The sequence below is a fragment of the Isorropodon fossajaponicum endosymbiont JTNG4 genome, from assembly GCF_016592615.1.
Taxonomy (GTDB): domain Bacteria; phylum Pseudomonadota; class Gammaproteobacteria; order PS1; family Pseudothioglobaceae; genus Ruthia.
Genome location: NZ_AP013043.1, coordinates 259,762 through 272,843, shown reverse-complemented (window position 1 = coordinate 272,843; position 13,082 = coordinate 259,762). Strand labels below are relative to the sequence as shown.

Genomic DNA, 13,082 nt, shown 5'->3' with positions numbered 1-13,082 from the left:
GATTTTGAGTTTGCGTCAAATTCGTTTTTATAGCAAGCCATCTTGTTTAAACATCTCGCGAATGCCTCGAATTGCTTGGCGGGTTCTGTGTTCGTTTTCAATCAGCCCAAAACGCACGTATTGATCGCCATAACTACCAAAGCCAATGCCAGGAGACACGCCAACTTTTGCGATTTTAAGCAGTTTTTTGGTAAACTCTAACGAGCCCATGTACTGATAAAATTCAGGAATTTTTGCCCAAACAAACATCGTGGCTTTAGGCGGTGTCACCACCCAACCAATTGATTTCAAACCGCCACAGAGTACATCACGCCTGTCTTGGTACATATTAGATATCTCTTTCACACAACTTTGGTCGCCTTCTAGCGCCTCAATAGCGGCGACCTGAATAGGGGTGAACATGCCATAATCTAGGTAAGATTTGATTTTGGCAAGTGCGTTTACTAAGGTTGGATTGCCCACCATAAAGCCCACGCGCCAACCTGGCATGTTGTAGCTTTTTGACAACGAGAAAAACTCAACAGCAATCTCTTTAGCGCCTTCTACTTGTAAAATACTGGGCGCTACATAGCCATCAAATACAATGTCTGCATAGGCCAAATCTTGCACCACCCAAATTTCATGCTCTTTGGCAATTTTAATGACTTTTTCAAAAAAATCTAATTCAGCGCACTGTGTGGTTGGGTTAGACGGATAATTTAAAACCAGCATCTTTGGCTTTGGCCAAGTATTTTTAATAGAGTGCTCTAATTCTGCTAAAAAATCATCATCTAGACCGCAAGGCACATGTTGAATATCTGCACCTGCAATCACAAATCCATACGGATGAATAGGATAAGCAGGGTTAGGCACTAATACCGTATCGCCATTACCCACAACGGCCTGTGCTAAATTAGACAACCCCTCTTTAGAGCCAATAGTAACAATGGCTTCAGTTTCTGGATCAATATCAACATCAAAGCGCCTTTTATACCAATTAGCAATGGCTTTGCGTAATCGCGGAATGCCGCGGGAGGTAGAATAGCGATGTGTGTCTTTACGCCGCGCCGCTTCTACCAGTTTTTCAACAATATGATCAGGCGTTGGTTGGTCAGGATTGCCCATGCCAAAGTCAATAATATCTTCACCGCGTGCACGTGCCTTGGCCTTTAGCTCGTTAGTAACCGCAAAGACATAAGCAGGCAGTCTTTTTATTCGTGGAAAGTCATTGTTCATTTTAAAAAAAGTAGTTTATGGTTCTAAGGTTAAAGTATTTTGCCACATTCTAGTCTAAGTATTTTTATTCGTGGAAAGTCATTGTTCATTTTAAAAAAAGTAGTTTATGGTTCTAAGGTTAAAGTATTTTGCCACATTCTAGTCTAAGTATTTTTCAATATGTAATACCCCAATTTTCCATACAACTCTAAAGTAGAGGCTAGTCATCTTATCACGCCACCTAGGGCAAAGTGCGGTCGTTCGTTATTATAAACCCATAACCACTGTGTGGTTGCATCTTGTGCTTGCTCAACAGAATCAAACAAATGCAGATCTAAACACTCTTGTCTTACTGTACGGTTAAATCTCTCAATGTAGGCATTTTGAGTTGGCTTACCTGGTTGGATGTACATTAACTCAATACCTAAGGCTTGTACCCAGTCTCTTAATGCTTGGCTAATGTATTCAAACTGCAATGCTCTAACCTACTTGGACACATTTCAAGCCGCTTTTTTCAATTCAGCCATCTTTTGAGCAGGTGTTAAATACCCAATCGCTGAATGAATCCTTTTGTAATTATACAAGTAGATATAACCCTCTACATTTTGCACGACTTCACTATGATTTGCAAAACTTTGATAATTTAATCTCTCAGTCTTCAGACTTCTAAAGAAACGCTCCATGACCGCATTATCCCAACAATTACCTCGCCTGCTCATGCTTTGAGTAATGTTGTTCTTGTTGCAATAATCAATAAAAACTTTAGAAGAGTATTGAGTCCCTTGATCAGAGTGAAACATGTGTTTATTTGTATTGGGCTGGTGTCTAGACACAGCATTACTAAGCGCATCCTTTGCCAACTGAGCATTAGGCTGTTTTGACAATGCCCAACCAACAACTTGTCTTGAGCCTAAATCCAACACACTGGCTAAATAACTCCCACCTTGATAGGTTTTGATATAGGTAATATCACCAACCCAATGCGTATTAATTGATTGCTGCTCAAACACACGATTTAATAGGTTTTTTGCCTTTTTAAACATCAATCTAGTATTAGGGTAATAATGACGCTTTCTTGGGCGTATGGCAACTACATTGGCTTTTTTCATTAGCGTTGCAGTTTGGTAAATACCAATGTTATAACCTTGGTTATTCAAAACTACTCGCATTCTGCGTTTGCCATAGGTGTATCCAACTTCAATAGCAGTTTGTTTGATTAATTTAATCATAGCGTTGGTGTTGTTGTTTACTCGCTTATCTTTGACTTGATAGTAATAACTACTGCGAGGAAGTTTGAGTAATGCTCATAATTCTTTAGTATTGTATTGTTGGCAAGCCTTGTTTATCTTGATAATCATATCACTTGGTGATTGTCCACAGCGAACAAGGCTGTTGCCTTTTTTAAGATTTCATTGTCCCTTTGTGCGCGCCAAAGTTGTTTCTCAAGCAGTTGTATTGTTTGTTGTTCAGAAGTCAGCGCTTTGCCTGACTCTGGTGTTTGTCCACCAAGCTCTGCTAGGTATTGTTTTCTCCATCTGCTAACTGCTGAGGAGCAAGCTCCTGATATTATCATGATTTTTTTTATTGGTGTAATTCTCATGCACCATGAGTTTGGCATAATCTAGTGTTTCCCCCTCAAGGGGGTATTGAACAGAATGTTCAACGGTAAAAGTCACTCGTTGTTTTCTTGATTTATATTGTGTCATTACTGACCTCCTTATGGTTTGTATTATAAGGCTATCTTTGTGTCCAATAAAATTAGACTATTGCACCGGTAACTTTATCACAATAACCGCACAATTCATGACCATTGGCTAGTTTGATTTTTTTATTATCTAGAATGATGCCATCCTTTTTCAGTTCTGCCAGCGTTCTTGAAAAGGACTCTGGTTTCATGCCTAAATAAGCAGCAGTTAAGGATTTTGAATAAGGATTTCGTTTATTCGAAAATCTCTGTCTTTAATTTGTCGGTTCAGTGTTTGCAAAAAATAAGTTTTGCAATATGGCTTTATAAAAACTGCTATTTTTTTCATAATCAAGCAGGTCTTTTAATTTTTCTAAATCAAATAAATCAGGATTGATAGGTTTTTTCTCTTTTAAAAAAAAGACAAATAATATTCTGGTTAAAAAACGAATAAGGCTAGTCTGAGTATGATTTTTATCATGTTCATCATTGGGAAATTCAACTTGTGTTTGGACTTTTTCATACCATTCATAAAACTTATTGTAAAATATTTGTTTAACTGTTCAACGGCAAATGCGGTTTTTAAATCCTCTAAAGTTGATTGCTTGTTAAGCACTTTAAAACGCTGGGTTAACGTTCTTACTTTTGCCCCTTCGCCAAAAAGATAAGTAAAGCGCTTGCTGGCTGTTTGTATTTTCTCTATGCCGTCATCGCCCCATTTGTATTCAATAGCAATAAAACTAAAGCGCCATAATTTATTTTTGTCATCTACATAAACGGCGATTGCGTCGTCTTCAGTTTGGATTTGTTTGACAACTAAATTGCGTAATTGCACACGGTTTCGTGCTAACTTGGTATTGGGCTTGATGTGAATCTCAAACACAGGTAACTTATTGTCATCAATGGTTATAAATCCTAATTGCTCAAAACTTTGAACATCATCATCGATAATACGCGTGGTCTGAATAAGTTCAGAAAAATTAAATTTATCGTTTAAAAAGCTTAAGTAATCTTCTCTTTCATAGGCTTTTTAAAAAAATTCCATTAGATTTTATCCAGTCTATTCGGGTTCAAAAAGTTAGTTTTATCCACTATCTTTTTATAGGTGTTTTTTTCTAATTCTTTGCGGGCATTTTTGGCAATCGTGCCGCCTTTTTTGGCACGATTGTTTGTTTTCTTCAAGCCCAGTTGCCAGGTCATTTTTAGCAATTTGTCGAGTTGATAATTCTGCCAAAGCGGTAAAAATTAGCTCTGCCTTACTCATATGGTCACGTAGGTTTTGGTTGTCTAAATTTTTAAGCGCTTTATGCTCGGTAACAGACAAACCGCTCCACTCAGAATGAATAATATTGGTCAAAATAGCAAATTCTTGCCCTTCCTTAACTTTATTTTCTTGCCAATAATCGGTGAGTTTGTTGCGGGTTTCTTGCCCGCTCATCCTCCTTTCAATCCATTTTTTACTTCTACCTGCTTTTTGCCAATTTTCTCTCGCTCGATTAAATGATTGCCACTAGGCGTTCAGCAATGAAATCTGCTCGAATGTAGTTTTGTTTTAATTCTGGCTTTAGATGATGTAATGCACGATAACGAGTATGCAATAGTCCTGTTTTATCTTGTTTTTTATTGTCTATTTTTTTAATCGTATCATTATATAAATACTCTAAATCTTTCTCTAATTGATAATAAATTGGTTTTGGTGGTGTGGTTTTCGGAAAGACAACGCCATGCTCGTCTAAATCTTTCTTATAGCGTTCACTATTTATCAAATCAGTGCGTGTCCTGTCCTCCTAACCATTAGTGGGGTTATTACCCTTTCTCTAATTTCTTCATAAAGTTTAGCTGTTTGTTCCCTGGCTTTTTTATTATTGAAGAGTTGTAATATTTCTTTATATTCTTTCTTTGCCTTGGTGAAAAAACTGGCTAAGGGGAAATCAAGGGTCGAATTATTGCCATCTTGAAATAATAAAATCTGATTGTATAAATCATCAGGGCGATTATTAAGTGGCGCGGCAGAAATGAGCATTACTTTTTTAGCTTTATTAGCAGAGGTTTTTGTTTTACAAATTTGTTGCAATTGATCGTATGCCTGGGCGGTGGCGGTGTTATTACGAAATTTCTGCACCTCATCCACAATTACCATATCGTAATCTTTGGGACTGGTTATTTTATGCAGACTGCCATTGGTGAAAATTTTAACTTTGCCTCTAATTTCAAATTTCATTAGAGTGTCTTCCCAATTTTGTTTGAGGGCGGGTGCGGGTGGCACAATTAATAAAATATTAGGGTTATAGTCTCGCCCACCTAAGAACAGAAACTGTTTGGCAATTAAAGTAGCAATCATTGTCTTACCCAGTCCAACCACATCGGAAAGAAAGAAGCCGTTATGTTTTTTAAGCATTTCCCAGCCTTCATTAACCGCATCCATTTGATAAGACAGACGTTTAAAACCATTGGGTAAATCTTTAATAGAATTTGGGTCAAACTCATCAGTGGCAAATTTAACCTCATCATAATCATTGAGTAAAACATTAAATTCATAATTGGCAGTTTGCTGAGTACCTAACCTGTATCGGTTAAATTGGGCGAGCCTGTAATCACGCTATTGGCAGCATGCTCGTTAAAATTATCAGGACGAAAAATATAGATTTTAGCGTGGATTTTTTGACTGGGATGTGCCTTTAGACTGACTTTACCACTAAGCATATCCTGGATAAATTGCTTGTCCCCTTGCTCGGTCTGCTCATCATAATTGGCTTGTTTAATATCGGTAGTGAATTTCTGTTGCCACGATTGTTCAACTTTTTCTTTATCTTCTTGATAAATCAATCCTAGAGAGCAACTTTCTTGTGTTAATTTATCAACATCTATCCCAACCAAGATACGGATATTAGCAACATTCTCTAGCAGAGGGTGGAGTTTAAAATACCCCGATGAGCGAAAATAGCCCACTAAAACATCAAAATGATTAATATTTTGATTGTGTTTAAAAATGCCCGTTAGTTTATTAAATAAAGTGTGTTTTTCTTTGTTAGTAAAAAACTTGGTAGACATTTTTATCTATTTTCTTTAAACAGAAAAAGACGAGCCACAACCACAAGTGGTTTTGGCATTTGGGTTATGAATAATGAAACGTGCGCCTTGTAAGTCTTCTAAATAATCAACGGTTGCACCAATTAAGTATTGATAACTCATGGGGTCAACGACTAATTGTACGCCGCTGTTCTCAACACTTGAATCGCCTTCTTTGTAGGCCTCATCAAAGGTAAAGCCATAGGAAAAGCCAGAGCAACCACCACCTGTGATATAAACACGCAAATGTAAGTTGTCGTTTTTTTCCTCTTCAATGAGCGTTGATACTTTTTTAGCGGCATTGTCGCTAAAAATAATGTCTGCTTTTTCTAAAACTTGTTCTGTTTCCATGTTGCTCCCTTATGGCAATAAGCCAATTTGCTCTAATCCTAAGCCTTCATCAAGTCCAAACATGAGGTTCATGTTTTGTATGGCTTGCCCTGAGGCACCCTTACCTACGTTATCAATAACCGTCATAATAATAAGCTTGTTGTTTGATTTTTGAACACCAATATGGCAATTATTCGTGCCTTTAACTGATTTGGTTTGTGGATAAATACCAGCTGGCAATACATGAACAAATCTGTTGTCTTGGTAGTGGTTTTCAAACAATTCTTGTGCATCGATGTCCTTTGTTAAATCAACGTAAACACTGGCAAGCATGCCCCGAGTCATGGGTATCAAGTGTGGGGTAAAGATAAAATCCACATCTGTATTTGCAATGTCTGTTAACACTTGTTGTATTTCAGGCTTGTGACGGTGTTGATTAACATTATAAGGCTTTAAGGACTCGTTTACTTCGCAAAAAAGTGTGGCAATATTAGCACCCCTGCCTGCACCACTAATGCCTGATTTGCAATCAGCAATAATGCTTTTTGTATCAATGGAATTTGTTTCAAGCAAAGGCTTAAGTGCTAGCGTGATTGCAGTTGGATAGCACCCAGGGTTAGCAACCAAGGTGGCGTTTTTGATTTGTGAGCTGTAAACTTCAGGCAAGCCATAAATGGCATTTTCTAATAAAGCGCTTTGTGTGTGTGTCATGCCATACCATTTACTCCACTCAATGCTATCTTTAATACGAAAATCAGCACCTAAATCAATTATTTTGATGCTCTTGTCTAAGAATTGGCTAACGCTGTTCATAGCTACGCCGTGCGGTGTGGCAAAGAAAATAACGTCGCACTCAAATAATGTTTTATCATCTGGCGCAATAAAGTTAAAATCAACATAGCCTGTCAAGCTGGGAAATTCTTCAACAACGGCTTTGCCAGTATTTGCCCTTGAACATAGGGCAATAATTTTTGCACTTGGATGATTGTGTAAAAGACGTATAAGTTCTAGTCCTGTATACCCAGTAGCGCCAACAATACCTACCTTAATCATACTAGTGAGCCCCCAGCATTTTTTCGAGGTAGTGGATATTCATGCCACCTTTTTGGAAGGCTTTGTCATCCATAATTCTTCTTTGTAAGGTGATATTGGTTTTAATGCCATCAATCACCATTTCATCCAGTGCATTTTGCATTTTGATAATAGCGCCTAGTCGAGTATCAGCAAAAGTAATCAGTTTGCCAATCATAGAATCATAATGGGGTGGCACGGTATAACCGTTATATATGTGTGAATCAACACGCACGCCTAAACCACCAGCAACATGATATTGAGTGATTTTCCCTGGTGAAGGCATAAAATTATTAGGGTCTTCAGCATTAATACGGCACTCAATCGCATGGCCTTTGATTTTCACATCATCTTGTGTGAATGAGAGTGTTTGACCATCGGCAATGCGTATTTGTTCACGCACAATATCAATGCCAGTAATCATTTCAGTGACAGGGTGTTCAACTTGAACACGAGTGTTCATTTCAATGAAATAGAATTCATCATTTTCAAATAAAAATTCGAACGTACCAGCGCTGCGATAATTAATTGCCTTGCAAGCGTTCGTACAAGCACTGCCGATTTTTTGGCGCAATTCTGGCGTGATGCCAGGTGCTGGCGCTTCTTCTACTACTTTTTGATGGCGTCTTTGCATTGAACAGTCACGTTCGCCTAAGTGCACAGCATTGCCATGTTCATCAGCTAATATTTGAATCTCAACGTGCCTAGGCGTGGTTAAAAATTTCTCCATATACACTTCGCCGTTGCCAAAAAAGTTAAGTGCTTCTGTTTTAGTCAACTCAATCGAATCAAGCAGGTCGGCTTCTTTTTTAACCACACGCATGCCACGACCACCGCCACCGCCAGAGGCTTTGATGATAATTGGAAAGCCAATAGCACGAGCAAGCTTGGTGTTTTGAGTAGCGTCTTCAGTCAAGCCACCATCTGATCCAGGTACACAAGGCACGCCGGATTTTTGCATGGCCTTAATGGCAGCGACTTTGTCGCCCATGACGCGAATATTATCCGCATGTGGACCGATAAAAATAAAACCACTTTCTTCAACACGTTGTGCAAAATCTGCACTTTCAGATAAAAAACCATAGCCAGGATGAATGGCATCAGCGTGAGTAACTTCTGCAGCAGCAATCAGTGCGGGGATGTTTAAATAGCTGTCTTTTGATGGATGTGGACCAATGCACACAGCCTCGTCAGACAAACGCACATGCTTAAGGTCTTTGTCCGCTGTTGAATATACAGCAACGGTTTTGATGCCTAGCTCCTTACAAGCTCTTAAAATTCTAAGCGCAATTTCACCGCGGTTAGCAATGAGAACCTTTCGGATTTTGTTCATTGGCGTCATTGAACGACGACTAGTGTTTGACCAAATTCAATCGCATCACCATCTGTACATAAGATCTCAGTGACTGTTCCAGATTGGTCTGCCTCGATTTGGTTCATGATTTTCATAGCCTCAACGATACAAATTGTATCGCCTTGGTTGACGTGTTGACCAATTTTAATAAAGGCATCAGAAGTGGACGATGTTGCGCCATAAAAAGTACCAACCATAGGCGAAGTGATAGGATGTCCATTTACTGTTGGTGCACTATCTTCAGACGGTGTTACTATTGTAGGAGCTTCCGCTGGGGCTGCTACTGGTGCTGGTGCTGGTGCTGCTATAGGGGCGTTGCCATAGCGCGAGATGCGTACGGATTCTTTACCCTCAACAATTTCAATTTCATTCATACCAGATTGTTCTAACAATTCCATTAATTTTTTTACTTTACGAATGTCCATTCATGACCTCTTTAATTGTTGAATATGTTGAATTGCGACTTGTAGTGCAAATTCATAGCCTTGAGCGCCAAAGCCTGAAATGACACCTTGTGCAATGTCTGAAAAATAAGATTGTTTGCGAAAATCTTCACGCTTATGTACATTAGATAGGTGAACTTCGGTGAACTCAATACCTACAGCGAGCAGGGCATCACGCAAAGCGACTGATGTATGTGTGAAAGCTGCAGGATTGATAATGATATATTGAACGCCGTTATTGGTGGCGTTGTGAATATGTTCAATTAATCCTGCTTCTGAATTGTCTTGATGGTGTTCAAGTATAAGCTCGGCGTCATTTGCTATTTTTGCAAGATGACTGGTAATATCGTCCAGTGTTTGTGCGCCATAATAGTCAGGCTCGCGAGTGCCAAGCAGATTAAGGTTAGGACCGTTTAATAATAGAACATCCATTTGTTAATAAGAAAAATTTAAATAAAGCCGATTATACCACCAATATCGTGTACGATAGTTGGTTTTATCGGCATTTTTGCTTATTTTATTTGGTTTTATTAAGATGGATGAGAAAGTCTTGTACGTTAATCTCACCAATAATTCTTTGCGAGCGACTCTCAATACCATTGTTGAAAAACAAAATAGCAGGCGGACCAACAAGGCCAAATCGTTTCATCAATGCTTTATCGTTGGCATTATTTTCAGTTACGTCGGCTTGAAGTGTAATGACATTAGCCATGGCCATTTCGTTAACCACATTAGCATTAGAAAATACAAAACGCTCAAGCTCTTTACAAGAGATACACCAGTCAGCATAAAAATCTAACATAACAATTTGGTTGTTGCTCTTCGCTTTTGCTAGAATTTGGTCTAGCTCATCCACCGATTTAATGCGTTCAAATTTTATTTGGACTGATTCAGTTGCTACATTTGATGCGCCCCAATCTGATAGCGGTTGGAACATATCGCCACCACCGCGTGCTACTAATACCCAAAGCAAGATGCCATAGCCCAGTATGATTAAACCTAATGCTTTAAAAATACGTTGCCAAGGGCTTGAAGTGCTTGTTTGTGTGTTCAATGTACCCATCGCAATTGGTGATATAGTAATGAGCATCGCCCATAATACAAGTGATGCAAGGGGTGAGACAATTCTATCAAGAAGATAAATTGCTACGACCAGCATTAAAATACCAAAGACGTATTTAACATTATCCATCCAGTCGCCTGCTTTAGGTAGTTTGCTTACGCCTGCACCAATCGCAACAAGTGGTGCACCCATACCTAAACTCATTACAAACAGCGATAGTCCACCTAATAATGCATCGCCAGTTTGTCCAATATAAATCAGCGCACCTGCTAGCGGTGGCGCAACGCAAGGCCCCACAATAAGTGCTGATAAAAAGCCCATAATGGCCACACCAATTAGGTGCCTACCTTCTTGATCATTGCTTATTTTTGTGATTTTTCCTTGTAAGCTGGCAGGCAGTTGGATTTCATAATAGCCAAACATGGAAAATGCCAAGGCGACAAAAATCAAACTGAAAATAGCCAGTATCCAAGGGGTTTGGAACAACGCCTGTAAATTTTCACCAAAATAGCCTGCCAGTACACCCGCAATTGAATAGGTTATGCTCATGGATAATACAAACACAATGGACATAATCAGCGCTTTTTTAGTGCTAACTTCGCCTTTTTGACCCACAATAATGCCTGACAGAATTGGAATCATTGGAAACACGCAAGGGGTTAATGATAGTAATAAGCCAAAGCCAAAGAAACTTGCCAATACTAACAATATACTGTCTTGTTGGAGCAATGCGGTAATTTGGTCAGCCTCGTTTAACTCAACCTGTGTATTGGGTGCTGAAGTTTTTTCAGGTGTGGTGTTGACGTTAGAACTACCTGTTTGAGAGGGTAGTATAATATCTTTAGTTTTTTCTTGTGGCGGATAGCAAACACCACCCTCCCAACAGCCTTGATATTTAACGATAACAGTAATTGGCTGATTGCTGACATTAGTGATCGGAATCTTAACTTCTAATACGCCTTTGTGAACCTCAATTTTGCCAAAAAATTCATCGTCTTTAATTTTACCTTTTGGAAAGACAATATCGCCAAATTTTGCCCCTTTGATATCAAAGAAGAACTTATCATGATATAAATAATATTCTTGATGAATGGCCCATCTTGCTAGTAGCGTATTAGCATCAATTGCCACCACTGAAAATTTAAATGCATCGTCTGCAGGTAGAGGCTCATCAGAGACTGAAATGATTTTTTCAACAATTGATTGCGCCTTATTAGTGGCTCGTGAAAATAGATTAAATGCATTATCAGCCAAGGAGCTCGAGCGCATTGAGCCGATATTAAGCGCAACTGATTTAGTAATAGGTGGGTAGCAAACACCCAAATCGGCACAGCCTTGATAACTAACGGTTAATAAAATAGATTTGGCGTCGCCTTTAAGCACAGGAACCACCACCACGGCATTATCACGATAAACCCCAATTTTGCCAAAAAATTCATCATTTCTAATCTTTGCTATTGGGAACTCAGCACTGCCTAGCAGGGCTGAAAAATCAGCAGAAATCTTAATCTTTTCTTTATAAAGATAGTAACCTTTAGCAATATCCCAATTAAGCAATATTTCGTTATTAACCACGCTAGCTTTAAAGGAAAATGCCTTATCTAATGGCAACAAATCATCTTCTGCTTGTGCTAATGAGAATGTGGATAATATAAAAAATAAGGGTAGTAATAAACGTTTCATACCTCTTTCCTCAATGTATCAATTGTGCCTTACTATGTTATACGCTTAGTTACGGCAAGTAAATATCATTTATGAATGTCAATGTCAATGCCCTGTTTAAGCAATTCTCTTTGTCTATACGCAAGATAGGCGTTATAAGTTGCAAATTCTTGATAAAAATCACCACTGACGTAACGCAATACTTCTTGAAAATGAAAGTTGTATAAAAATCCATCAATGCGGGTGATTCCATCGCCTTCATTAAACAAAACAATACCAGGTCGGTAATTGAGTTTAAGTTGTTGCACCCAGTCTTTAGGTGTGGTTTGGTTGCCTTTATTATCAATAATAGTTTGCGTGGAACTAGCATCAAAACGCACCACACTAAAAGCGTTAAACCCATTGACGACAGCGCTGTCCTTGAGCGTTATATTATAAAAATAAGCACAAGCGTCGCAACTTTTATCTTCAAAAATTATGGCTAATGGTGTTTTAAGAGTGGAAAAATCCTTAATTTTTTGAAACATTTCGTGGCTTTGTGGTTGGTAATTGCTCGTTTTTTTAGTTGTTTCAATATATTGTGCTAAGGTTAATTCTGCATATGCCTTGCTATATACATAGTCTAAAATTTTTTTCAATTTTTTAGGCTTGCGATAGCCATTTGTTCGCACTACCGCTTCATTTTTTTGATTTAAAAAAAGTACAGTTGGTGTATATTGCACTTCGACTTGTGCTGCCAGTTCTTTCTCACTCAACGATTGATTTTCATTAATCGCCAGTTCTTTATCGCCTCGAATATTAATAGCAATCACGTCAAAATGTTGTTGAATAAAATTTTTAAGCGGCGGTTATTAAAATCTTTCACCATTTGACCACAATAAGGACATTCATCTAAATGAAAGAATAACAACACATGTTTATTGCGCTGCTTTGCTTCATCAACATCGTCAGTAATTTCTAAAAAACTGTCTTTAAACCAGGGCAACATTGTGTGAGATATACCACCAGTGACCACGCCTGATTTTATTGGCAGTTGTGCATTAGCAATGCCAACAAGCATTGATAGAGTAAGAATAGCAAACTTTAAGATTAAAAATTTTCATAAATACCTCGCTGTGATTTCTTAAAGCCTATTATATCTAGTTCTGTGGAATATGCATACTATCAAAATTGATAGTTTTTAAGAATTAAATGGCCATATCAACATAAATC

Annotated in this window: 13 protein-coding genes and 4 pseudogenes; all 17 read right to left on the bottom strand. The window is 38.3% G+C overall.

Annotated elements, in window-relative coordinates; translation table 11 throughout:
- Positions 1–27: 27 nt before the first annotated feature.
- Positions 28–1,215 (bottom strand): alanine transaminase, encoded by a 1,188-nt coding sequence (alaC, locus tag CVFO_RS01580; RefSeq protein ID WP_201339842.1) that lies wholly within the window; start codon positions 1,213–1,215, stop codon positions 28–30.
- A gap of 203 nt (positions 1,216–1,418) precedes the next feature.
- A pseudogene (locus CVFO_RS01575) lies at positions 1,419–1,661 on the bottom strand (integrase core domain-containing protein); the annotation flags it as partial.
- A gap of 33 nt (positions 1,662–1,694) precedes the next feature.
- A pseudogene (locus CVFO_RS01570) lies at positions 1,695–2,801 on the bottom strand (IS3 family transposase).
- A 151-nt stretch (positions 2,802–2,952) separates the two neighbouring features.
- Positions 2,953–3,114 (bottom strand): annotated as a pseudogene (locus CVFO_RS01565) (helix-turn-helix domain-containing protein); the annotation flags it as partial.
- A 203-nt stretch (positions 3,115–3,317) separates the two neighbouring features.
- Positions 3,318–3,761, bottom strand: a complete 444-nt coding sequence (locus tag CVFO_RS01560) for a hypothetical protein (protein ID WP_201339839.1) — start codon at positions 3,759–3,761, stop codon at positions 3,318–3,320.
- Positions 3,762–3,922: 161 nt separating this feature from the next.
- Positions 3,923–4,385: pseudogene (locus CVFO_RS01555) on the bottom strand (hypothetical protein); the annotation flags it as partial.
- Positions 4,375–4,644: a hypothetical protein gene (locus CVFO_RS01550; protein ID WP_201339837.1), complete on the bottom strand. Its 270-nt coding sequence runs from the start codon at positions 4,642–4,644 to the stop codon at positions 4,375–4,377. The gene CVFO_RS01550 and the pseudogene CVFO_RS01555, both read right to left, overlap by 11 nt.
- Positions 4,641–5,303 (bottom strand): DEAD/DEAH box helicase family protein, encoded by a 663-nt coding sequence (locus tag CVFO_RS01545; RefSeq protein WP_201339836.1) that lies wholly within the window; start codon positions 5,301–5,303, stop codon positions 4,641–4,643. The genes CVFO_RS01550 and CVFO_RS01545 overlap by 4 nt, the downstream gene beginning before the upstream one ends.
- Positions 5,304–5,437: 134 nt before the next feature.
- Entirely contained in the window at positions 5,438–5,929 is a 492-nt protein-coding gene (locus CVFO_RS01540; protein WP_201339835.1) for a phospholipase D-like domain-containing protein, read from the bottom strand.
- 15 nt (positions 5,930–5,944) lie between these two features.
- Positions 5,945–6,298, bottom strand: a complete 354-nt coding sequence (gene erpA / locus CVFO_RS01535; protein ID WP_201339834.1) for an iron-sulfur cluster insertion protein ErpA — start codon at positions 6,296–6,298, stop codon at positions 5,945–5,947.
- Positions 6,299–6,307: 9 nt separating this feature from the next.
- A complete protein-coding gene (gene argC / locus CVFO_RS01530) occupies positions 6,308–7,330 on the bottom strand; it encodes an N-acetyl-gamma-glutamyl-phosphate reductase (RefSeq protein ID WP_201339833.1) in 1,023 nt (340 codons plus the stop codon).
- Position 7,331: 1 nt separating this feature from the next.
- On the bottom strand, positions 7,332–8,681 hold the full coding sequence (accC, locus tag CVFO_RS01525; RefSeq protein ID WP_201340372.1) for an acetyl-CoA carboxylase biotin carboxylase subunit: 1,350 nt from the start codon (positions 8,679–8,681) through the stop codon (positions 7,332–7,334).
- A 5-nt stretch (positions 8,682–8,686) separates the two neighbouring features.
- Positions 8,687–9,127 carry an acetyl-CoA carboxylase biotin carboxyl carrier protein gene (gene accB, locus CVFO_RS01520; protein WP_201339832.1) on the bottom strand — a complete coding sequence of 147 codons (441 nt, stop codon included), beginning with the start codon at positions 9,125–9,127 and terminating at the stop codon, positions 8,687–8,689.
- Positions 9,128–9,577, bottom strand: a complete 450-nt coding sequence (gene aroQ / locus CVFO_RS01515; RefSeq protein WP_201339831.1) for a type II 3-dehydroquinate dehydratase — start codon at positions 9,575–9,577, stop codon at positions 9,128–9,130.
- Between the two features lie 85 nt (positions 9,578–9,662).
- Positions 9,663–11,891, bottom strand: coding sequence for a protein-disulfide reductase DsbD (locus CVFO_RS01510; protein ID WP_201339830.1), 2,229 nt, complete (start codon positions 11,889–11,891; stop codon positions 9,663–9,665).
- Between the two features lie 65 nt (positions 11,892–11,956).
- The gene (locus CVFO_RS01505; RefSeq protein ID WP_201339829.1) at positions 11,957–12,682 is read right to left on the bottom strand and encodes a thioredoxin fold domain-containing protein; all 726 of its coding nucleotides are present in this window, start codon (positions 12,680–12,682) and stop codon (positions 11,957–11,959) included.
- Positions 12,679–12,930: a thioredoxin family protein gene (locus CVFO_RS01500; RefSeq protein ID WP_201339828.1), complete on the bottom strand. Its 252-nt coding sequence runs from the start codon at positions 12,928–12,930 to the stop codon at positions 12,679–12,681. Before CVFO_RS01500 ends, CVFO_RS01505 begins: the two co-directional genes overlap by 4 nt.
- Positions 12,931–13,082: the final 152 nt, after the last annotated feature.